This window comes from Actinomadura citrea (assembly GCF_013409045.1).
Classification (GTDB): Bacteria; Actinomycetota; Actinomycetes; order Streptosporangiales; family Streptosporangiaceae; genus Spirillospora; species Spirillospora citrea.
Genome location: NZ_JACCBT010000001.1, coordinates 8672507 through 8692903, shown reverse-complemented (window position 1 = coordinate 8692903; position 20397 = coordinate 8672507). Strand labels below are relative to the sequence as shown.

The window sequence follows — 20397 nt, the reverse complement described above, 5'->3', positions numbered from 1 at the left end:
TGGGGTGGGTGACGGGGGTGTCAGGAGGCGGGCCGGCCCGGCGGCGTCCGCCGGCGGGCCTTCAGGACCGCCTCCAGGACGAAGCGCGTCTCGGGATCGTCCAGCCGGTCGCCGATCTCCTTCCTGATCTGCCGCAGCCGGTACCGGACGGTCTGGGGGTGCAGGTGCAGCCGCCGCCCGACGTCCGCGGCCGTGCTCCACTGCTCCAGCCAGACCCGCAGCGTCTCGGTGAGTGCGCGCCGCTTGCCCTCGGGCAGGACCGCCAGGCCGCCGAGCCGGCGGCGTGCGATCTCCTCCACGAGGGGCGGGTCGCACGTCAGCCACAGGTCCAGGAGGTGGTCCTCGGCGCGGATCAGCGGCGCGGCGTCGATCACGCCGTCCTCGGCGAGGGCGAGCACGCCGCGCGCCCAGCGCAGCGCGTCGGGGATCTCGCCGAGCGGCACGGTCAGGCCGACCACGACGGGCCCGCGGTCGAGCGCCGCGCCGAGCAGCGCGCGCCGGGCCTCGTCCACCCCGCCGGGCACGAGCAGCCAGGGCGCGGTCCCGCCGAGGGCCGACAGGACGTCGCGGCGCGCGGCGGCGGGCCGCCATCGCGTGCCGCGGCGGACCGCGACCGGCGTCGCCGTCTCCGGCACGTTCCACCCCAGCCTGGCCGCGAGGTGCTCGACCACCTCGCGGGAGGCGACCGGACGCGTGGAAAGGCCCCGCATCAGCAGCCTGCGCGCATGGACGAGGTCGACCGGCGCCTTCAGTCCCTGGTCCAGATAGGCCTCGACGATCGGGTCGATGATCTGGTCCATGAAGGCCATCTGGAATTCCGCGACGCGGGCCAGGTCGGCGCCCGACACCTTGTTGCGGACGCACACCTCGGTGATCCGGTGCCAGGAGGTGTCGAAGGCGATGTGGATCGCGGCGTGCAGGGACTCCAGGCTCCGGTTGCCGGTGACCTCCTTGCGGCCGAACGAGTGCAGCAGCTCCAGCAGCCCGTCCAGCGGCTCGGCCGGGTCGGCGAAGCGCGCCACGTAGGTGCGCATGGCCTCCCGCACGACCCGTTCCGGGCTGGGCGGGCTGCCGTCCGCGACCGCGTAGTCGGGGACGGTGGCGCGGACGGCCGTGTAGATCTCCTCGGCCAGTCCGGGGAGCCCCGACCGCAGGACCTCCACGAGTTCGGGAGGCGCCGGTTCGGGTCGCACGATCGCACCCTCCCGTCCGAGCGCCGACGCGAGCTGCCCCACCGGAAGCGACATGCCGTTCAAAATACCCAGGGGCCCCTAGTCGGAAAAGGGCCCGGAACGGCGCCGCGAAAAGGAATAGGGTCGCTGACAGGCTTCCGTCGCGGAGAGTCAACGGGGCTGCCAGTATCGGTGATCCTTCATGGCGTATTCCGGTCGGACCGCTTCAGGGTGCCCGGCGCGTCCTCATCGGCGCACAAACTCCGCGAAGCGTTTTACTCATCCGTTGACAGACCTTGCCGGAATCGGCGTCGGTCCCGCGCCCGAACCTTGTCGGCCGTGAAAATCTCCGCTTACCGTACCGGCTAGTAGGTGAATGGTGAGCTCACACCCACCCACGCAGGAAGGCCCGTGCCCGTCCCCAGGCACCCGGTCCCACCCCCAGGAAAGGTCATTCCCCGTGCGCAAGATCACCTCTGTGGCCCTCGCCGCCACGAGCGCGTCCGCTCTCGCGCTCTTCCTCACCCCCGCCGCCTACGCGGCGACCCTCACCGCGACCGTGACGAACGGCGGCTCGGTGACCGCCACCAACTCCGGCAACCTCGTCATCACCGACACCACCACCGGCATCGCGGTGACCTGTACCGCGTCCACCGGCACCGGCAGCATCCCGAACGGGGTCAAGAGCGGCAACTCGCCGCTCCAGGTCGGCTCGATCAGCGCGATCTCGTTCACCAGCTGCAAGGGCGGCGGCTTCACCTTCACCGTGACGCCGAACGCCCTTCCCTGGAAGGTGAACGTCACGGGCGCCACGTCGGGCGGCGTCACCGCGGGCAGCATCAGCGGCATCTCCGCGCACGCCTCGGCGGCCTTCGGCCTCTGCCAGATGGACATCGCCGGCACGGCCGCCGGCACGTACACCAACGGCACCGGCAAGCTGACGGCCACCGGCAGCGGACTGACGATCAGCAACGTCACCTCCGGCTGCCTGGGCATCGCGAACAGCGGGGACTCCGCCTCGCTGGTCGGCGCCTACACCGTCAAGAACAGCGGCGGGACCTTCCCGCAGATCAACGTCACCTCGCCGTGACCCCCTGATCCTGCGCACACGACCGCGGAGGCGGCCCACCCCCTCAGGCCTCCGCACCGCTTGGCGAGCCGGAAACGCCGACGCGTTTCCGGCTCGCCGCCTGTCCGCAGGACGCGCCCCGAGCGCGATCGCGGCCCGCGTCCGGCGATGCGTCCCGGAACGTTCCGGTGTACCGGTTGGCCGGTAGCGGCCCGTTCCGGCGATCTTGCTTGACTCCGGACACTCCAGCGTTTCTATTGGCCCCCGTGGTCCGTTGCGATCACCGCTGCTCCTGTCGGCTTTCGGGGAAGAGGAACCATAGGAGGCGATGGCATGCGCCATCGACGTACACGGGCGGGTTCACTCGCCCTCGCCGCGGTCCTGGGCCTGAGCCCGCTCGCGGCGGTGCCGCCGGCGTCGGCCGACGGCCGGGTGACCGAGGTGGCGCTGCCGGTGCCGGACGTCGCACCGGTCGGTCTCGCCGCCGGACCGTCCGGCACCCTCTGGTACGCCGCGAACGCCGGCGGCATCGGCCGCGTCGGCGCCGACGGCAAGGTCACCGAGTTCAAGATCAGTGAGAACTCGCAGCACCAGGTCGGCGTCCCGGACGCGATGACGGCCGCGAGCGACGGCGCCCTCTGGTTCACCGACATGTCCCTCAGCGTCCCGCGCGTGGGGCGCGTGAACCCGGCGAGCGGCGCCGCGACGCTGTTCGAGCTGCCGACGACGGGCGACGTGAACTTCGCCAACGCCCAGGTCAACGGCGTCGCGCCCGGCCCGGACGGTTCGGTGTGGATCACCGGCGGATACTCCGGTTCGATCGGACGGGTCGACCCGTCCGGGAACGTCACGGCGTACGCGACGGGCCTGACCCCGTACGCGGTCACCGTGGGCCCGGACCAGGCGGTGTGGTTCACCGACACCAGCGGCCGGATCGGCCGGCTCGACCCCGCCACCGGCCAGGTCACCCCCTACGACACGCCGTTCACCTTCCAGGGCTACCCGGGCATGGGCGACATCGTGCCGGGCCCGGACGGCAAGGTCTGGTTCACCCAGCCCGGCGTCGGCCGGATCGGCAGCATCGACCCGGCCACCGGCGAGGTCGCCGAGTACGCTCCGCCGCGTCCCGACTCCGACCCGACCGGCATCGTCGCGCGGGACGGCAAGCTGTGGTTCACCGAGGCCGCCGCCAGCAACATCGGCAGTCTCGACCCCGCCACCGGCGAGATCGCCGAGTACCCGCTGCCGGCGACCCTCTCGGCGCCGACCCGCATCGTCAACGGCCCCGGCGGCCACCTGTGGTTCACCGAGCCCGGACGCGGCCTGATCGGGCACTTCGACCCGGCCGACCCGCCGTCCGGCACGTCCCACCCGGCGGTGCCCGCCTCGGCCCCGGGTGCGAGCCCCAACCCCGGCGCGCGCTTCCAGAACCAGTGCGCGGTGGAGTCCCTCTGCCAGACGCAGGTCACCACCGGCGGCGACGTCAAGATCGGCACCTTCCGGCAGAGCCTCCCGAGCGGCGCCATCCGCATCACCGGCTCCCTCGGCGCGCCCGACGAGACCGGCGACTTCGTCCTCGACCCGCCCGTGGTCGGCCAGCAGCTCATCTCCCCGCCGGTGGACGTTCCGGGCGGCCTCATCGGGCAGCTGCCGCTGATCGGCCCGATCCTCGGCAAGTCGCCCGCCGCGATGTGGGACGTCAACCGCCTGACGATCAGCCAGACGCTGGCCGGCAAGGTGCACGCCTACCTCACCGACAGCGGGCTCGGCGTCCGGGTGCCGCTCAACGTGCACCTCAACAACCAGCTGCTCGGCACGACCTGCACCATCGGCCCGATCACCGCGAGCCTGCCGACCACCTTCCTGGCCGGCGCCCCGAACGGCGATCCGCACCTCGGCTTCGTCCCTGCGGCCGTCTCCCTGGAGGCGCCCATCGAGGTCCCCGCCGCCAGGGGCTGCGGCCCGTTCGGCCTGCTCGACGGCGTCATCAACCAGCTCATGGGCCTGCCGTCGCCCGCGTCGCAGAACTCCATGAAGCTGACCGGCGTCCTCAACCTGGGCAACGGGATCAACCAGAGCAACACCCCGCAGACCCTGGCGTCCGGCCCGGTCGCCGCCAGGCTCAAGCAGATCCTCAAGTCCGGGAAGACCCCGCGCAAGACGGCCAAGGCCCCCACCCCGGCCCCGAAGAAGGCCACCTACAAGGTCAAGGCCCGCCGCTAGGAACAGAGCCCAAGCGGAGACGCCCCCGAAGGCCCTTCCTTCGGGGGCGTCTCCGCACCGTCCACACCCTGTGGACGGCAATCCCCGGACGGGCGAAGCGCACGGCCGTCGCCTTTAATGCCGATCGATCGCCATTGTCAGTGGGCCCTCTAGTAGTCGATCAGCATGACTGTCATGCTGTGAATGACAAACGGGGAGGACGACAATGCACGACGATCATTACCGTCATCAGCAGAGAACGAACGACTACCACAACTGGCAGCGGGACCGGTCCTCCCGCTGGGATTCCGAGGACAGGCGGCGGCGCAACCGTGACGATCTGCACCGCAACTGGCAGGAGAACGGTTATCCCGGCTTCTGGGAGATCGTCGGCGGGCTGATCCTTTTCTTCGCCGCCATCGCGATCATGTCGGGACGCTGATCCTCCAGGGGAGGCCCGATTCGGGCACCGGCGGCGCTCCTTTCTCTGAGACGAGCCTTTCGTCGCCCTGCTCTCCCGCGGCGAGGTGAAGGGAGCTCCGGGGGCTCGGCCACTCCCGCGCTAAGTTGGACTTGCTGGTCCAGTTCGGGGAGGCGCGGCGTGCGGAAGACGTTGACGGCGAAGGGTGCGGCGACCCGGCACCGGATCATCGAGGGCGCCGCCGAGGTGATGCGGGACAGGGGAGTCGCCTTCGCGACCCTCGAAGACGTCATGGCGCGCACCCGGGCCAGCAAGAGCCAGTTGTTCCACTACTTCCCCGCGGGCAAGGACGAGTTGCTGCTCGCGGTCGCGCGCTACGAAGCCGATCAGGTCCTGGACGACCAGCAGCCCTACCTGGGACGCCTGGACTCGTGGGAGGCGTGGCGGCGGTGGCGCGACGTGGTGGTCGAACGCTACGAGGCGCAGGGCGACCGGTGCCCCCTCGGCTCGCTGTTCCTCCAGGTCGGCCGGGCCACCCCCGGAGCGCGCGCCATCGTGGTCGAGCTGATGAACCAGTGGCAGGCGAGCCTGGCCGCCGGGATCCGCTCCTTGCAGGCCGCCGGGCACCTGCCCGCCGGCGTGGACGCCGACCAGCGGGCGGCCGCGCTGCTGGCGGGCATCCAGGGCGGCGTGACGATCCTCCAGTCGACCGGCCGTTCCTCCCACCTGCGGGCCGCCCTCGACCAGGCGATCGACGACCTGCGCCGTCTCGCGCCCGCGTGATTGGACTTGCAGGTCCAATTTTCCCCTTGCAGAGTGGCGGGTGCCGCACGGGCCGACCGGCCCGAGCGGAACGAGCGAGCGGCACGGATGGCCGAGGGGAGCACGTGATGAGCGGACGGCTGGAAGGCAAGCGGGCGCTGGTGACCGGATCGACCAGCAACATCGGGCGGGCGATCGCGGAGGCCTTCGCCGCCGAGGGCGCGCACGTGATCGTGTCCGGCCGCAGCGCCGGGCGGGGCCGGGAGGTCGTGGACGGCATCCGCGCACTGGGCGGCCGCGCCGACTTCGTGCAGGCCGACCTGGACGGCAGTGCCGAGGCCTCGCAGGCCCTGGCGCGCGAGGCGGCGTCGGTTCTCGGCGGCGGCATCGACGTCCTGGTCAACAACGCCGGGATCTACCCCGGTGACGGCACGGCGGCCACCGACGAGAAGACGTTCGACCGGGTCTACGCGGTCAACGTGAAGGCGCCGTTCTTCCTGACCGCGGCGGTCGCCCCCGCCATGGTCGAGGCCGGCGGCGGCGCGATCATCAACCTGGGGTCGTGGATCGCGCGCCTGGGCGTCCCCGTGGGGGCGCTCTACAGCTCCACCAAGGGCGCGATGGAGACGCTCACCCGGGCGTGGGCCGCGGAGTTCGGCCCGCACGGCGTCCGCGTGAACGCGATCTCTCCCGGCGTGATCCTCGAACCCGCGCCGGGCGAGCGGCACCCGGGCGAGGCCATGATGGTCGGTACTCCGGCCGGAGGCATGGGCAAGCCGCAGGCCATCGCGCACGCCGCCGTCTACCTGGCCGCCGAGGAGGCCGCCTTCGTCCACGGCATCACCCTGGACGTGGACGGCGGCCGTACCACGACGGCCGTCATCGCCGCCTGACGCGATCGCTCCGCGCCACCCTGCGCGCGGCCGTCAGCCGGGTTCCGCTCCGCCGTACCGCGCGGACGTCCGCCACTCGAAGGCGACCAGCGCGAGGAGCAGCGCGCTCACCAGACCGAGCGCGGCGATCGCGGGCAGAAGCCGGGCAACGGGGATCAGCGGGAAGAACGCCACGGCGACCACCAGCGGGACGCCCGGAACGGCACGGACGGTGAGCCTGGCGAACGCCGCCCGCCCCAGCAGGAACACGGCGGCCCCCGCATACAGGGCGGTCAGGACGGGCCATTCCAGGGGCCGACCGTGGCCGGCGGTGTCGCCGGACAGTTCCGCCAGGACTTCGTGGGCGCCCAGGGCGATGTAGAGGGCACCGGCGATGAGCGGGAAGTGGACCATGGTGTAGGCGTCGCGGGCGATCTGGGCGCGGCGCAGGCCGGACGCGCGTTCGAGGGCGTCCTCGGCGGCGTCCGCCAGGCCCCGGAAGTACAGCAGCCACAGGCAGACGACGGCGGCGAACCCGACCAGCGCGGCCAGGAGCACCATCGCATCGGCCACCGAGTCGCCCGCCCCGGCACCGGCGGAGATCAGGGACTCGCCCAGCGCGATGATCAGCACCATGCGGTGCCGTTCGGCGAAGTGGCCGGCGCTGCGGACCGACCAGCCGCCCAGGCCGGAGGCGATCCGGCCCCCGCCGAAGTCGACGGCGAACGCGGCGGCCCACAGCACGGTCTGCCAGGTCCCCCCGAGCACCGCCCCCGCGAGGAGCGCGATCAGGGAGATCGTCTGCGGGATCGCGTCGAGGAGGAGCTGGTCGCGCAGCCTGCGGTCGCCCGCCACCGAGGACAGGTACAGGCCGAAGTAGACCGCCCGGACGACGCAGAAGGCCACCGCCAGGACGAGCGGCGCGTCGACCGTCCCGGCGTGGCGGCCGAAGGCGTCCGGCATGACCAGCGCGGCGACGAACAGGGCCGCCATGACCACCAGCATCCCGGTCCGGACCACCCCGCGGTCGGCGCGCACCCGGTTGCCCAGCCAGGCGTACGCCGCCCATGACCACCAGAGCAGCAGGAACAGGATCAGCCCCCGCGCCAGCGACAGAACGGACGGGGAATGCGCCATGAACGAGACGACCCGAGTGATCGCGAACACGAAGACGAGGTCGAAGAAGATCTCGAAGGAGGTCGCCCGATGGGATTCCGGCGTGATCGCCGGGCGCCGCCACGGGAGGTCTGCCACCGCCACAGGATACCGGTACGGCAACCGCGTCGCCGCTGGTCAGCGGGGCCTTCCCGAAACTGGGTATCACCTCACGAGCCGCGAAAGGAGGAACGACCCATGGCCAGGACATGGCTGATCACCGGGGCGTCGCGAGGACTCGGACGCCACCTCACCGAGGCCGTCCTCGACGCGGGTGACCACGTCGTCGCGACCGCCCGGCGTCCGGGACGACTGGACGACCTGGCGGCCCGGCACGGCGAGCGCATGCGGGCGGTCGCGCTCGACGTCACCGACCCCACCGCGGCCGCCCGCGCGGTGGAGGAGGCCACCGGCGCCTTCGGCCGCCTCGACGTCGTGGTCAACAACGCCGGCTACGCCAACAGCGCGCCGATCGAGGAGATGGCCGAGGACGACTTCCGCGCCCAGATCGAGACGAACCTCTTCGGCGTCGTCAACGTGACGCGGGCGGCGCTGCCCGTCCTGCGCGCGCAGCGCTCGGGGGTCTTCGTGCAGGTCTCCTCCATCGGCGGACGCGTGGGCGGCACCCCCGGAATGGGCGCCTACCAGACCGCGAAGTTCGCCGTCGAAGGCTTCTCCGAGGTGCTCGCCGCCGAGGTGGCGCCGTTCGGCGTGAAGGTCGTCATCGTCGAGCCGGGCGCGTTCCGCACCGACTGGCAGGGCTCGTCCATGGAGCTCCATCCCGTCGGCCCCGACTACGAGGAGACGGTCGGCGCCGTCAACGCGTACCGGCAGGCCAACGACGGCACCCAGCAGGGCGACCCGGCCCGCGCCGCCAAGGCCATCATGGACGTGGTCGCCGCCGACGACCCGCCGCGCCGCCTCATCCTCGGCAGCGACGCACTGGCCCTGGCCCGCAAGTCCGCCGAGGTCCGCGCCGCCGAGGCCGAGCAGTGGGCCGCCGTGACCGGCTCGACCGACTTCCCCTCGGACGAGCCCCGGGCATAGGGGGACAGCACCTGCGGCCCTCAAGCGGTCGGGCGGCTGTGGGCAAGAGTCTCCAGCGGGCGGGCTGCGGCAACAGATCGATGCGGCAGAAGGTCTTCGGTGTCAGTTGATGCGTTCCTCGAGATGGATGGTGACTTCGTCGCCGGGCCCTTTCGCGAGCAACTCGCGCACGTCGGCCTTGACCGGCAGCTTGTGCGTGCCGTCGCCCAGCGCCATGAAGGAGCTCCGGAATGGGTGGCCGTCGATCGTCCCTCGGACTTTGACGAGTCCGTGGGTGCCGAAGTACTCGGCCGATCCGGCCATCACCACATAGGTCCAGCCGCCCTTGTTCGGGCTCTTCTGCAGCGTCGCTGTGAACTCTTTGTCCAGTGCGGTCATGGTGTGCTCCTATTCGACGATCACCAGGATGTTGGCGTCAGGGTCTCGAAGGGTGAACATGGGCGGCACTCCAGGCCACTGAAGCAGGTCGTCCACGTCGACCCCCTGCTCCTTGAGATGTGCGTGGACGGCCGGGACGTCGCCGGCGTTGAGTCTGATCCCGGTGTTGACGCCGGTGGACTCGCCTGGGACCAGCGCGATGCTGGTCACGGCTCCGTCCGGGGCAACGGTGATCCAGCGTCCGCCGATCTGCTCCAGCGGAACGTCCATCCGCTTCTCCAGCCCCAGGACGCCGACATAGAAATCGACGGCCTTGTCCTGGTCGCTGACGGGAACGGCTACCGTTTCGATACCGGTGATGCGGGCCATGTCGCGCTCAGTCATCTGTACTCTCCCCGGTGGTCGATTCACCTATGGAGACCAGCGGGTCCGGCAGAACTCATCGCTCCGGCCCTCTACCGTCCAAGAAGAATCACCCCAAGATCCGGGGACCTCCCCGATCGCGCCGTCATCGGCCGACGACGGCGCGGGTCGGCGGGGACGATGACCTGTCGCCCACACTCCGGCGGCCGATCGATAATGGAGGCGGCGGTGGTGGTGAGGTTGCGCAGGTGGGGGGCCAGTGGAGCGGTACGAGATCGAGACGTTCCTGGCTCTGGCCGAGGAGCTCAACTTCACGCGCACCGCTGAACGCCTGCTCGTCTCGCCCGGCCGGGTCAGCCAGACGATCAAGAAACTGGAGCGTCGCCTCGGCGGCGCGCTGTTCGAGCGCAGCAGCCACCACGTGGCCCTCACCCCGGTCGGCCGGCAGCTCTACGCGGAGCTGCTGCCCGCGCACCAGCAGGTGCGCCGTGCCGTCGGCAATGCGGCCGAGGCCTTCGCGGGTATCAGCGGCGTGCTGAGAGCAGGCTTCACCACCCCCTGGTCGGGAGCCCTCTTTGTGCAGGCGTCCGAGGCTTTCAACTCGCGCCATCCCCGGTGCACCGTCGAGCTGCAGGAAGAGACGTACAACGCGGCCATCGCCGCCCTGCTGGAGGAGGCCGTCGACCTGGTGATCGCCGAGCTTCCCTTCGAAGACCCGGCGATCGCGGTGGGTCCCGTCGTGTTCTCCGAACCCCGCGCCCTTCTCGTCCCCGCCGGTCACCCCCTGGCGGCACGGGAAACGGTGTCGCTGGAGGATCTCGCGGTCCTGCCGTTGATCACGGCTGTGGGCGTGTCCCGCCGCTGGCAGGACGTGCACTTCCCCCGCCGCACCCCCCGGGGCCGCTCCATCGAGCACGGGCCGGCCGCCGCCGGGTGGCAGGAGATCCTCTCACTGGTCGGGGCGGGCAAGGGCGCCACCGTGGCCGCCGTCCGGGCGGGGCTCTACCACGCCCGTCCGGACATCGTGTACGTGCCGTTCGAGGACGCCCCGCCCATCGATTACGCGCTGATGTGGCGCCACGCGGGCGATACGGCCAGGCTGCGAGAACTCGTGCAGGCCGTCCTCGCGTTCGCTCCGCAGCCGGCCGGCCGGCATTCGGATCGGGACCTGGCTTCCTCGTAGCGGACCGGCGAGTCTCACGGCTCCGCGCGCTGTTGCCCGCCTCGCGGCAGCGTCAGGGTCGCGCCCGCCGTCAGCAGGAGCCCGGCTGCCGCGAGCAGCATGCTCCACCGCATTCCGGCCAGGAACGTGCCCGCCCCGGTCAGCAACGCCCCGAAGACCGCCACCGCGAGCGCGCCGCCCACCTGGCGGGCGGTGTTGAGCACGGCGGATGCGGTCCCCGCCCGGTCCGCGGGGACCGCGTCGAGCAGCAGCGCGGTCAGCGCGGGCACCGCGAGCGCGCCGCCGAGGCCGACCGGAACCATCAGCGCCGCCACGGTCCCGACCTGGGTGTGCGCGTCGACCGTGGTCAGCGCCGCCAGGCCGGCCGCCCCCAGCAGTTGCCCCGCCACCATCGGCACGCGCGGGCCGAACCGTCCGGCCAGCCGAGCCGAAGCCAGGTTCACCACGGCCACCAGCGCCGTCATCGGTATGAACAGCAGACCGGTATCGAGCGCCGACTGCCCGCGCTGCTGCTGGAAGTACAGGCTGAAGATGAACACCCCGCCGTAGTAGGCGGCATTGAGCATGAAGCCGACCACCATCGACACCGCCGCCACCCGCGAGCGGAACAGGGGCAGCGGGAGCATCGGATGCGCGCCTGTGGCCTGCGCGACGAGAAAGGCGACGGCAGCGGCCGCGGCCACGGCCAGTGCCGCCACCACCAGCGGCCGGCCGAAGCCCTCGGCCCCGCCCTCGATCACGGCGTAGGTGAGGCCGCCCATCGCGGCCACCGCGGTCACCTGGCCGACCACGTCCAGCCGGGCGGGCAGCCGCGGGGAGGCCGGCACCCGGGTGAACAGGGCGAGCGCCAGCAGGCTCGCCGGCAGGTTGACGAAGAAGATCCAGCGCCAGCCCACGGAGGCCGTGAGCGCCCCGCCGAGCACCGGACCCGCCGCCACCGCGACGGCGCCGCCCACGGTCCAGACGGCGATCGCCCGCGCCCGTTTCGCCTGGTCGGGGAAGTTCTGCCGGACGAGGGCCAGGGACGCCGGCATCATCACCGCCGCCGCCGCCCCCTGAACCAGGCGTGCGGCCACCAGCGCGCCAAGTCCGGGGGCGCATCCGCACGCGGCCGAGGCCAGCGCGAACAGCACCAGTCCGCCACCGAACGCCCGCCGCGCACCGATGCGGTCGGACAGGGCGCCGGCGGAGAGCATCAGGGCGGCGAAGACCAGCGTGTATCCGTCCACCACCCACTGCAGCCCGGACATCCCCCCGCCGAGGCCTCGGCCGATGTCGGGCAGCGCGACGGTGACGATCAACGCGTCCAGCGAGATGAGAAAGAAGCCCAGCAGGGCGGTGCAGAGCACCACGGCGGATCCGCCCCGGGGCGCCTCCGGCACCGCGGCGCGCTCGTGGGTGGCTGCGGGGGACAGGGACTTCATCAGGGCACTCCTGAGACGTTCTGAAAGTGTGCTGACGCGGAGGGGGTCACGCGGCGGGGCGGGTGGGGTCAGCCAGCTGCCTGGGCGGGCAGGTCCTTGTTACCGTCGCCCCAGGTCGCCGTCATCGTCACTGAGGTGATGAGCCATCGGCCGCTGCGGGCCAGCTCCCAGCGGTAGTCGCCGCCGAGCGTCCACAGCGGAGCCCCATGTGCGGTGGCGAGGCGGTGAGGTGATCTCCTGCCGGGACGGTATGTGGTGCGAGTCGGGATGAGGCCCGTGACGCTCACAGCGTGCGGGCGAAGTGCTCGGCCGCCGCGTCGGCGGCCAAGCCGACCTGCGGGGCCTGGTCGTAGAAGTCGAACTGCGTGCCTTCGGTCCACAGGAACTTCCTCGGACCCGCGAGGCCGTCGTGGAAGCGGCGGGCGCCGTCCGGGATGGCGGCGTCCTGGCTGTGGACGAGCAGCACCGGCGCGGCCACCTTCGGCGCGAGCGCGACGCCGTCGAAGTCGAGCCACCCCGGCCAGGCCATCACGGCGAACCGGTTGGGCCACTGGCGGATCCCGCCACGCTGCGGGTTGAGGTAGAAGTCGATGTCGAACGGCATGGCCGCGTCCGGGTCGCTCCCGCTGACCACCGGTACGTAGGCGACCTCCCCGGTCTCCTCGTACCGGCGCCGCGCCTCGGCCGCCGCCGCCTTCTTCGCCTCAATGCCCTCCGCACCGCCGTAGTTCTCCTCGCAGATACCGCGATCGTGCAGCCACGGCGCCACCAGGGCGAGCGACCCGACCCCGGCGTCCACGGCGGCGAGGGCGCTGACGTACATCGCACCGGCGCACACGCCCAGCGCGCCCAGCGGCCCACCGCCCACAGCCGGATGTCCGGCCAGGAAGTCCGCTGCCGCCCGCAGGTCCCGGACCTTCAGCTCCGGCGACTCGAAGTCGCGCGGCTCACCCGCCGATTCTCCGTAGCCGGTGAAGTCGAACGACAGGGCCGCGAAGCCACGCCGGGCCAGTTGCCCGGCGTACCGGTCGGCCATCTGCTCCTTGACGCTCGTCCAGGTCCCGGCGACCACCACCCCCGGGATGGAAGCGCCAGAGCCGGCGTTGTCCGGCAGAAACAGGTGACCGGCGAGCTTCGCCGCATCACCGGCGAAGCCGACCTGTTCTGGTCGGGGCATGTCGAAACTCCTCGGCTGCGAAAAGGAATGGCGCGACGGACGGCGTCCCCCCGCTCGCCGACTCCTTCACGCTGGCATTCGGCGCGCTGACGCGGCAACGCCCGAAACCTCAAGGCGCTTTTAGCGCGACTAATAGCCCTTTCGAGCGGCTGCGGTAGCGCCGAGGGTGGAGCGGCCACCCGGGTGGCCTTCTCCGCGGACGACCGCGCCGCTGTCGAACACCACCTCTGCAGCGCGTTTGGAGAGGCTCTCCACAAGCGGCGGACCCGACCTTGCTACGTCGTGTTCGGCGCGGCCGCGTCTGGCGAGGGCCTTGGCGGCCCAGATCGCCTACGGGGGAGTGGTCGAGGGCGTCGCGGGAAGGTCAAAGCGCCGCGTTTCCGGCCTTGGCGCGGTGACACTCGAACTCACGGCTGATCTCACCGGTCCGCCTCCGCGCCAAGCGCCGCTTTCACCAGCACGACGGCGTTGACAGGACTGTCGGCCTCGCACATCCAGATACCGCCCTGGACGAACCACCAGCGATCGCCGTCGTTCGCACGGCGACAGCACTCGACCTCCACGCCGCAGGCCTCCGGTTCCTTCGCCACGCGCAACCGCAGAGCGGAGACGCTCTCGACCGCGAGCTTCTGACCTCGCAGCAGGTTCGCCAGCGTGGTCGTGAACTCCGCACCCTTCGAGTCCTCGCTGGAGCCGCCTGGAATCGACGCAGTCATGCCGCTGCCGCCACCTTCATCTGGTTGCTGATCAGGCGTGCCGCTCCGGCCAGGTCGTTCGCCGGTCCGATGAGTTCGCCGCTGTGGACGTGGTAGAGCCACCAGGCCCCATGCCTGCTGTAGCGGCACCCGATTGTCAGGGCGCCGCGTGCCGGCTCCACGGGGATCACGTTGAGGACGGCGAAACCCTCGATCACGGCGAACGCGGTCACCGCGTCGGCCCATGGGGCCAGAACGTCCGCGAGAAGGACGAGAAAAGTGATCCGCTCGCGTTGCGGGATCGCCATGGCGGGTCCGCGTGTTCGGCTCAGTTCGGGGAGTGGCGGCGGAAAGCGGTGTCCTTGGGAAGTCCGCTCGTGCGCTCCCACGGGGGTCACGCTCCTGGCGCCCGGCGGGAGCCGCCCGGGGGTCGTCGGTTGTTTTTCATGATCGGCCTCTTCTGGCTGCGGGGGCTGGTTGGTCCTTTTGCTACGGCGATGCGCGGAACGGGTGCCCTGTCCGGCTCGATGTGATCACGGATTATCGTGTTTCACTCCCGTGCTGACTCTGAGTAGAGCACCATGAAAGCGTGGTCCGCAAGCAATCGGATCGATTCTCTGTCGGGAATTTTCGCAGGTCAGAGACCTGTTGCGAGCCGAGTGAGGGGGATGCTTTCATTCCGGGTGAAAGGCGGCCCCCGAGATGCGAGATGGAGGTGATGTGAGTGTCGGAAGCAACCACGGGTTCGACCGTCCCCCGGCGGCAACTTGGCCGGTACCTCCGCGAGCTCCGGACTAATGCGCGCTTAACCGTACATGTCGCGGCGAAGCGCTCGAATGGTCCAAAGCAAAGATGTGGAGGGTCGAGACCGGCCAAACGTCCCTGCGTTCTCACGACGTGGAGACCATGTGCCGTGTGTACGGCGCACCCGAGGAACTGAAGGTCGCCCTGATGGGCCTGGTCAAGGACACCAAGGGAAAGGGATGGTGGCACGCCTACGGCGACGTGATCCCGGAGAGCTTCGATCTCTTCATCGGCCTGGAGGAGGCCGCCAGAAGCCTGGCGTCGTACTCGACCGAGCTGATCCCGGGTCTCTTTCAGACCTCTGACTACGCTCGCGATCAAGAACAACGCCCGGTTCCAAGAGGACGCCAGGGAGATGATCGGACCATGAACGCTGACTTCGCAGGAGCTACGAGGCGCAAGAGCAGTCGCAGCAACTCTGAGCAGGAGTGCGTGGAGGTCGCCCAGTCGCCGACCGCCATCGGCATCCGGGACGGCAAGAACCCCGAGGGCGGTCACCTCGCCCTCGACCTCCCCACGTTCACCCGCCTCCTCACTCACGCGAAGGCCGGCACCCTCGACCTCTAACAACCCTCCAGCGGGGTCCCGGTGGCCAAGCCCGCCGGGACCTTCTGCACGCGCGAGGCGCAGGGCTCACTGGTTGAGCGCGGGGGCGCCCGCCTGATCAGCCGACCTCGTCCAGGACCTCGCGCAGCTTGCGCGCGAAGGCCTCAGGCTGCCCGGCGTAGCCGAACTCGCCGCCGGCGAAGCCTCCGTGATGGCTCGGGAACACCGTTGCCCGCTGACCGAGCAGCTCGGCCATCGCCACGGAGGTGCGTCCGGTGAAGGTCTCCAGAGACTCCTCACCCACCGCGATCACGATCCGCGTGGGTGCCGCGGTCAGCGCGTCCAGATCGGGCTGGTAGGCGGTCACCGCCGACGACCGGTCGGACAGCAGCGGATCATCACGGGATCCGTCATCCTCGCTCGGCATCCCGAACGCGGCGGGGTCCGGAGCGGGCTGGGCGAAGTAGTCGTCGGTGAAGTCGCCCTGCCACGACGTCATGGCGATGAACGCCGCCATGCCGGCGCCGGACCCCTTGGTCTCGTAGGCGTCCCGAACGCCGGCCCATGCGCGCTCGGCGGCTTGGGCGTCGGGGAGCACTCGCATGAGCGGCGGCTCGTGCGCCACCAGCGTCGTCAGGTCGTCGGGGTGTGCCGTCACGAGGGCGAGCGCGGTCACCGCACCGCCGCTGCTGGCGAACATCTCGACCGGGCCTGCGCCGAGCGCCTCGATGACCCCGTGCACGTCGGTGGCCTGGATCTGGGGCGCGTGGTCGACCCGTCCGTCCCTACGCGTGCTGCGGCCGATGCCGCGCGGATCGTAGGTGATCACGGTGCGCTCGGAAAAGAGCGACGCCAACGTGCCGAACCCGCTCGCCCCCATGGGCTGGCCGATCATGAACAACGGCGGGCGTCCGTCGGCGGGCGGCAGCGGACCGTGAACGTCGTAGACGAGGCTGACCTCGGGAGTCTGGAGCATCTGCTCAGTCATAACCGTATTGACCGCCCCCGGGTCGAAACCTCATCGGTCCTGCGCCCGCGATGCCCCGACGACGCCGTAACGGTGATGCTGCGCTGCAGGAATCAGTGTGGAAGCGGACCCACACGCTCGGTCCTTCTTCGGCGTTCCTGAGCGATCCATCGCTTGCCTTCGGCGGCGACGCCCTCCAGGACGTGAAGGGTGTGCTTGAGGCCTGCGGAGTCCAGCGTGGCCTCCGCGACCACGCCAGGGGTCTCGTCCATCAGTAGCTCTTCCGTACCCGAGGTCAGCACCTCGACCTCGATCTGCTCGCCGTTGATGAGTGCGAGTTCGAACTTGCGTTCATCGCGCTCCGCTTGGTGCACTCGCACTGCCGCGACGGCCTCGTAGCGGTAGTTGGTGCGTTCATGGCCGCGGAAGATGCTCTGCCTGAAGTCGAGTTCGGCCTGGAACTGGCGTATCCCGTCAGGTGTGAGAAGGAACAGGAGTAGGCGATACCGCGTGTAGCGCCATGGACCGTCCTTCACACGCGCACGTCGATTGGGGGTGCCAGGCGCTTCGATGAAGGCGTGAGCGATCAGGTCGCTCATGGACAGTCCGTAGTGTCGTAGCGCTTCGGCCAGCAGTAGTTTCCGGTCGCAGTCCAACCATGCGGCCATCTCCAGATCCGAGGGTTTGTCAGCCAGCTTCTTTCGCCAGCGCTGGAAGGCCGCATGGCATGCGGCCAGCGTCTGCGCGGCCTCGGCTTGGTCGGCGGCGTGCCGTCGGCGTTCAAGGACGATGCGCAGCCAGGCGCGGACGGCCACGAATCCCGCAGCGAGTGCGATAGCCGTCGAACGCGTCGCGCCCAGGGGAGCGACCTGGGTCGCGGTCACTATCGCCTGGGAGGCTCCCGCGACGCATGTGGCGAGGCCGAGGAGGGTCACGACCTTCGTGGACCGGGCCACGGCGAGTTCCCGGCGGTAGTCCCACAGCGTGCCGTCCTCCCACCGCTTCCTGACCTCGCTCACGCGGTACCGGATCAGCCAGGCGATGCGTTCGACTCCTGTCCGCTCCTCCCGATAGACATGGACGATCTCGTCCCGGATGCTCTGACGAATCCCGGCGGTACCGTCCAGCCAAGCTGAGCGGCTCGCGTTGCGCGGAACGTACTTGGCGAAATAGTGGTCGAAGCGTTGGTCGACCTTGCGGGCGAAGCCGCCAGAAGGTGCGCTGGCCGGACGAGCGCGAGGTGGTGCGTACTCTGCGTCCTTCGCCCGGCGCCGTTCCAATCGGAACCGCCACTCCAGACCACCGCGCGCGGCGAAGTAGCCGCCGCCGATGCTCAGCAGGTACATGAGCACCGCGAGCACCTGGAGCTCCCGGGCCAGAAGGTAGCCGATGTAGAACGCCGCCGCGGCCAGGATCGTGGTTGCCGACACCGCCTGAAGCCAGGAGCCCATAGGAGTGTCGGGAGGTCGTGGGTCGCGGAGCCGGGGACGCAGGGGCTTCGGCTCGAAGAACTTCCAGACACGGTCGGTCCGGTCATTCACCATTTGGTGTTGTTCGGCGCTTTCCAGGGAGCGCTTCCACATCTCATTTTGAAGTGGTCCTTCTAGGAACAACTCCATATGCCTAAGGAGCATCGTTCGCTGAGGCTCGCCGAGCCCGTCGAGATCTTTGAGGAGGGGACGAAGATCCGCGTCGGGCAGCCGTGCGGCATCCAACAGGCGCCCGATGGTCTTCACCCCATCAGCCCAGGCGTCTCCGCCGGAGACGTGGCACATGGTCGGCGCATGCCGCAGCATCCTGGCGTCATCTGGAGGCATCTCGTGCCGGGTCCGGCCACTGACCAAGGCGAGCTGTAAGTGGAAGCAGGCTTCGTTTCCCCCTTGGCCGTCCATGACGGCTCCTTGCATGAGTTGCCGCGCCTTGCCAGGCATGCCGCCGTCGAGCAGGCTGACACCGGTCTCGAACCGTTCCGCTGGCGAGGCATCCGCGGAGAGCGTGTAGTAATGGATGCCGCCGTGCACGGTCGCAGCCTGGACACCGACGTAGGCCCGGTCCCCCGCATAGTTCGTCGCAGAGGCGTTGGATCCGGTCATGACAGGCCCTGGACGAGGGCGATGATCGTGCCGACCTCGGCGGCCAGGATCGCGACCTCGGCGACCAGTCCGCGCACCTTCTTCAGGGCCAGCGTCACCGCGCCCATGTCCTGCGGCGTTGTCGTCAGTAGCGTCTCGCTGGCGGTGGCGAGTTCTGCTTGCGCCGCCTGGTAGGTGTCCTCGTCCAGTTGGCCCGCTGTCCGGGCCTGCTGGAGTCGGGCGGCCAGTCCGGCGATCGCCTTCGTGGGATCGGTCGGTGCGGTTCGCTCGCTGGAAACATGGATGCCGCCGTACACCTGGCCGGCTTGCACGCCCACGCGCGCGTTGTCCTTGGCTACATTGCGGGTCGTTCCGGTCATATCCGTGCTCCCCTTCGTGTCGTTCGCCTCGGATCGGGCGCGGTCCTGTTCCTCGCCTGCCAGGTTTTCGGCCAGGGCCAAGGTGAACGCCGCCGCATTGGCCACTGCCCGTGCCTGCCACTGTTCGCGGTCGGTGGTCTCCTTGGTGCCGTCGGCGCCGTCGCTGACGCCCCGGACGACGACCACCGGCAGCGACTTGTTCAGGTGCGCGGCCTGCGCGACGCCGGCCCCTTCCATCTCGATCGCGAGTGCGTCGTTGTAGTGCTGCCGGATCCAGTGGGCGTGACCCGAGACCCGGGAGTTCAGAACGACCTCGCCCGCCGCGATCGGTCCGAAATGCACCTCGGGCGCACGGCCACCGCCTGCCCAGTCACGAGTGCGCGCGACGTGCCGCGCGAGCTGGTCGGCGCCGTGGGATGCCTCCCACACACGGGGTCGACTCTTGAAGCCGTCGTCCTCACTCGTCCCGCCATGGAACGCGTACACGTGCGTGGCGACCACCACGTCCCCTAGGGCGATATGGGTGTGCAGAGCTCCCGCTACCCCGACGAAGAGCAGCGCCACGGGGGAGAACTCGGCGATGGCGCGTTCGGCCAGCACCGCCGCGGATTGATTGCCCTTGCCGACGAGCCCCAGGGCGATCCGGCACTTGCCGCCTCTGATCCGGCCCACCTCGAACCGAGTGCCCTGCGGATGGCGGCGGACCTGTGGGACGTCCAGCTTCTCGCGAATGGCCTCGTACTCGACGTCGAGTGCGGTAAGGATGACGATCGGGCTGTCATTCATTCCTCCGGTCCCTTCGTATTCGACGGTTCGCTCGGCCGGACCATCGGCGGGTACACGACTTCGCGCGGCCCGGCCTTGAACAACCGGGCGGGTCTCCCGGGCGTCACCTTCCGCTCCGACCCCGCCGCGACGATGAACCCCCTGGTCTTCTGGACCTTCCGATAGAAATTGCGCGGATCGAGGGGGATGCCCCACACCGCTTCATAGACCCGTTGGAGATCGGTGATCGTGAATGTCGGAGCGCAGAACGCCGTTGCGAGGGCGGAATGCTCCAGCTTGGCGCGGGCGTTCTCGACACCGTCCGCAACGATCCGCCGATGATCGAAGGCGAGCTCCAGCTCCCCGGAGAGCACCTGATCGACTAGTTGCCAACGGGCGCCGACCGCATCCGTGCCCGCGGTCGGCTCCGGCAGCCCCGGCGCGATCGCCAGGTAGGCGACGGACACCACCCGGCCGCGCGGGTCGCGACCGGGTGTGCCATAGACCCCCAGGTGCTCCAGATGCAGCGTCGCGACGTCCATCGCCGCTTCCTCCGCCAGTTCGCGGCGAGCCGCCGCGGTGAGGTCTTCCTCGGCGTTCTGCAAGAACCCCCCGGGAAGTGCCCACGCGCCTTCGTAAGGCTCGACGCCGCGCTCGATGAGCAGCACGTGCAGGCGCGACTCGCGCAACGTCAAGATCACCAGATCGACCGCGAGCAGGATGGCGGGCGGCGTCCAGCGGTCATCGGTCACGCAGCGAGAATAGCTTTTTGTCGACCTGACAAAAAGTGCCGTCACGTTGGCGTTCCGGTCACTTCCGCGTCACCGGTCAGATAGCTCCGGTCTCGCGGGAGGCGGTGGGGCGGTTGGGGCGGGCGTTGGGTGGGGCGTGGGTGGGGGGTGGTGGCCGTATGAGGTCAGGGGGTGGATGTTCTGATCTTGCC

General features: G+C 70.2%; 21 protein-coding genes and 1 pseudogene. 9 read left to right on the top strand and 13 right to left on the bottom strand.

Annotated elements, in window-relative coordinates; translation table 11 throughout:
• Positions 1-20: 20 nt before the first annotated feature.
• Positions 21-1247, bottom strand: a complete 1227-nt coding sequence (locus tag BJ999_RS39775; protein WP_179837997.1) for a PucR family transcriptional regulator — start codon at positions 1245-1247, stop codon at positions 21-23.
• Between the two features lie 385 nt (positions 1248-1632).
• On the opposite strand from BJ999_RS39775, the gene BJ999_RS39770 reads away from it, so the two are divergent.
• From BJ999_RS39770 to BJ999_RS39750, 5 genes are all read left to right on the top strand, one after another.
• A complete protein-coding gene (locus tag BJ999_RS39770) occupies positions 1633-2262 on the top strand; it encodes a hypothetical protein (protein ID WP_179837996.1) in 630 nt (209 codons plus the stop codon).
• 312 nt (positions 2263-2574) lie between these two features.
• Positions 2575-4464: a Vgb family protein gene (locus BJ999_RS39765; RefSeq protein WP_179837995.1), complete on the top strand. Its 1890-nt coding sequence runs from the start codon at positions 2575-2577 to the stop codon at positions 4462-4464.
• Between the two features lie 205 nt (positions 4465-4669).
• Positions 4670-4885: a hypothetical protein gene (locus BJ999_RS39760; protein WP_179837994.1), complete on the top strand. Its 216-nt coding sequence runs from the start codon at positions 4670-4672 to the stop codon at positions 4883-4885.
• Between the two features lie 159 nt (positions 4886-5044).
• Complete coding sequence (locus BJ999_RS39755) at positions 5045-5647, top strand: TetR/AcrR family transcriptional regulator (protein WP_179837993.1); 603 nt, start codon at positions 5045-5047, stop codon at positions 5645-5647.
• A gap of 107 nt (positions 5648-5754) precedes the next feature.
• Entirely contained in the window at positions 5755-6519 is a 765-nt protein-coding gene (locus tag BJ999_RS39750) for an SDR family NAD(P)-dependent oxidoreductase (RefSeq protein ID WP_179837992.1), read from the top strand.
• A gap of 33 nt (positions 6520-6552) precedes the next feature.
• Here the strand turns inward: BJ999_RS39750 and BJ999_RS39745 are convergent, their stop codons facing one another.
• Complete coding sequence (locus BJ999_RS39745) at positions 6553-7752, bottom strand: low temperature requirement protein A (protein WP_179837991.1); 1200 nt, start codon at positions 7750-7752, stop codon at positions 6553-6555.
• Positions 7753-7851: 99 nt separating this feature from the next.
• On the opposite strand from BJ999_RS39745, the gene BJ999_RS39740 reads away from it, so the two are divergent.
• Entirely contained in the window at positions 7852-8700 is an 849-nt protein-coding gene (locus tag BJ999_RS39740; protein WP_179837990.1) for an oxidoreductase, read from the top strand.
• A gap of 102 nt (positions 8701-8802) precedes the next feature.
• On the opposite strand, the gene BJ999_RS39735 is transcribed toward BJ999_RS39740, so the two are convergent.
• A complete protein-coding gene (locus tag BJ999_RS39735; RefSeq protein WP_179837989.1) occupies positions 8803-9078 on the bottom strand; it encodes a DUF1905 domain-containing protein in 276 nt (91 codons plus the stop codon).
• 9 nt (positions 9079-9087) lie between these two features.
• Positions 9088-9462 (bottom strand): VOC family protein, encoded by a 375-nt coding sequence (locus tag BJ999_RS39730; RefSeq protein WP_179837988.1) that lies wholly within the window; start codon positions 9460-9462, stop codon positions 9088-9090.
• 238 nt (positions 9463-9700) lie between these two features.
• Between BJ999_RS39730 and BJ999_RS39725 the strand changes: the two genes are divergently transcribed.
• A complete protein-coding gene (locus tag BJ999_RS39725) occupies positions 9701-10624 on the top strand; it encodes a LysR family transcriptional regulator (protein WP_179837987.1) in 924 nt (307 codons plus the stop codon).
• A 14-nt stretch (positions 10625-10638) separates the two neighbouring features.
• Here BJ999_RS39725 and BJ999_RS39720 read toward each other — a convergent pair whose 3' ends face one another.
• The 5 genes from BJ999_RS39720 to BJ999_RS39700 form a co-directional block, all read right to left on the bottom strand.
• Positions 10639-12048, bottom strand: a complete 1410-nt coding sequence (locus tag BJ999_RS39720; RefSeq protein WP_179837986.1) for an MFS transporter — start codon at positions 12046-12048, stop codon at positions 10639-10641.
• A 68-nt stretch (positions 12049-12116) separates the two neighbouring features.
• Complete coding sequence (locus BJ999_RS39715) at positions 12117-12335, bottom strand: hypothetical protein (protein ID WP_218935436.1); 219 nt, start codon at positions 12333-12335, stop codon at positions 12117-12119.
• Positions 12332-13225, bottom strand: coding sequence for an alpha/beta hydrolase (locus BJ999_RS39710; RefSeq protein WP_179837985.1), 894 nt, complete (start codon positions 13223-13225; stop codon positions 12332-12334). Before BJ999_RS39710 ends, BJ999_RS39715 begins: the two co-directional genes overlap by 4 nt.
• A 419-nt stretch (positions 13226-13644) precedes the next feature.
• Positions 13645-13941: a hypothetical protein gene (locus tag BJ999_RS39705; RefSeq protein WP_179837984.1), complete on the bottom strand. Its 297-nt coding sequence runs from the start codon at positions 13939-13941 to the stop codon at positions 13645-13647.
• A complete protein-coding gene (locus BJ999_RS39700) occupies positions 13938-14228 on the bottom strand; it encodes a hypothetical protein (RefSeq protein ID WP_179837983.1) in 291 nt (96 codons plus the stop codon). Before BJ999_RS39700 ends, BJ999_RS39705 begins: the two co-directional genes overlap by 4 nt.
• A gap of 526 nt (positions 14229-14754) precedes the next feature.
• On the opposite strand from BJ999_RS39700, the pseudogene BJ999_RS43905 reads away from it, so the two are divergent.
• Together BJ999_RS43905 and BJ999_RS42725 are read left to right on the top strand one after the other, a co-directional pair.
• A pseudogene (locus tag BJ999_RS43905) lies at positions 14755-14850 on the top strand (helix-turn-helix domain-containing protein); the annotation flags it as partial.
• A complete protein-coding gene (locus BJ999_RS42725; RefSeq protein ID WP_338070802.1) occupies positions 14827-15291 on the top strand; it encodes a DUF397 domain-containing protein in 465 nt (154 codons plus the stop codon). The pseudogene BJ999_RS43905 and the gene BJ999_RS42725, both read left to right, overlap by 24 nt.
• A 97-nt stretch (positions 15292-15388) precedes the next feature.
• Here the strand turns inward: BJ999_RS42725 and BJ999_RS39690 are convergent, their stop codons facing one another.
• From BJ999_RS39690 to BJ999_RS39675, 4 genes are all read right to left on the bottom strand, one after another.
• Positions 15389-16258, bottom strand: a complete 870-nt coding sequence (locus BJ999_RS39690) for an alpha/beta fold hydrolase (RefSeq protein ID WP_179837981.1) — start codon at positions 16256-16258, stop codon at positions 15389-15391.
• A gap of 92 nt (positions 16259-16350) precedes the next feature.
• Positions 16351-18330: a hypothetical protein gene (locus tag BJ999_RS39685; protein ID WP_179837980.1), complete on the bottom strand. Its 1980-nt coding sequence runs from the start codon at positions 18328-18330 to the stop codon at positions 16351-16353.
• Positions 18327-19475: a 5'-methylthioadenosine/S-adenosylhomocysteine nucleosidase gene (locus BJ999_RS39680; RefSeq protein WP_179837979.1), complete on the bottom strand. Its 1149-nt coding sequence runs from the start codon at positions 19473-19475 to the stop codon at positions 18327-18329. Before BJ999_RS39680 ends, BJ999_RS39685 begins: the two co-directional genes overlap by 4 nt.
• Positions 19472-20206, bottom strand: a complete 735-nt coding sequence (locus BJ999_RS39675; RefSeq protein ID WP_179837978.1) for an NUDIX hydrolase — start codon at positions 20204-20206, stop codon at positions 19472-19474. The genes BJ999_RS39680 and BJ999_RS39675 overlap by 4 nt, the downstream gene beginning before the upstream one ends.
• Between the last annotated feature and the right edge of the window lie 191 nt (positions 20207-20397).

What these genes read in the sequence shown, in the direction of transcription:
- BJ999_RS39775 (WP_179837997.1), bottom strand. Translation starts at nt 1,247, where the DNA reads ATGTCGCTTCCGGTGGGGCAGCTCGCGTCGGCGCTCGGACGGGAGGGT.
- BJ999_RS39765 (WP_179837995.1), top strand. Translation starts at nt 2,575, where the DNA reads ATGCGCCATCGACGTACACGGGCGGGTTCACTCGCCCTCGCCGCGGTC.
- BJ999_RS39760 (WP_179837994.1), top strand. Translation starts at nt 4,670, where the DNA reads ATGCACGACGATCATTACCGTCATCAGCAGAGAACGAACGACTACCAC.
- BJ999_RS39750 (WP_179837992.1), top strand. Translation starts at nt 5,755, where the DNA reads ATGAGCGGACGGCTGGAAGGCAAGCGGGCGCTGGTGACCGGATCGACC.
- BJ999_RS39740 (WP_179837990.1), top strand. Translation starts at nt 7,852, where the DNA reads ATGGCCAGGACATGGCTGATCACCGGGGCGTCGCGAGGACTCGGACGC.
- BJ999_RS39735 (WP_179837989.1), bottom strand. Translation starts at nt 9,078, where the DNA reads ATGACCGCACTGGACAAAGAGTTCACAGCGACGCTGCAGAAGAGCCCG.
- BJ999_RS39730 (WP_179837988.1), bottom strand. Translation starts at nt 9,462, where the DNA reads ATGACTGAGCGCGACATGGCCCGCATCACCGGTATCGAAACGGTAGCC.
- BJ999_RS39720 (WP_179837986.1), bottom strand. Translation starts at nt 12,048, where the DNA reads ATGAAGTCCCTGTCCCCCGCAGCCACCCACGAGCGCGCCGCGGTGCCG.
- BJ999_RS39710 (WP_179837985.1), bottom strand. Translation starts at nt 13,225, where the DNA reads ATGCCCCGACCAGAACAGGTCGGCTTCGCCGGTGATGCGGCGAAGCTC.
- BJ999_RS39705 (WP_179837984.1), bottom strand. Translation starts at nt 13,941, where the DNA reads ATGACTGCGTCGATTCCAGGCGGCTCCAGCGAGGACTCGAAGGGTGCG.
- BJ999_RS39700 (WP_179837983.1), bottom strand. Translation starts at nt 14,228, where the DNA reads ATGGCGATCCCGCAACGCGAGCGGATCACTTTTCTCGTCCTTCTCGCG.
- BJ999_RS42725 (WP_338070802.1), top strand. Translation starts at nt 14,827, where the DNA reads ATGTGCCGTGTGTACGGCGCACCCGAGGAACTGAAGGTCGCCCTGATG.
- BJ999_RS39690 (WP_179837981.1), bottom strand. Translation starts at nt 16,258, where the DNA reads ATGACTGAGCAGATGCTCCAGACTCCCGAGGTCAGCCTCGTCTACGAC.
- BJ999_RS39685 (WP_179837980.1), bottom strand. Translation starts at nt 18,330, where the DNA reads ATGACCGGATCCAACGCCTCTGCGACGAACTATGCGGGGGACCGGGCC.
- BJ999_RS39680 (WP_179837979.1), bottom strand. Translation starts at nt 19,475, where the DNA reads ATGAATGACAGCCCGATCGTCATCCTTACCGCACTCGACGTCGAGTAC.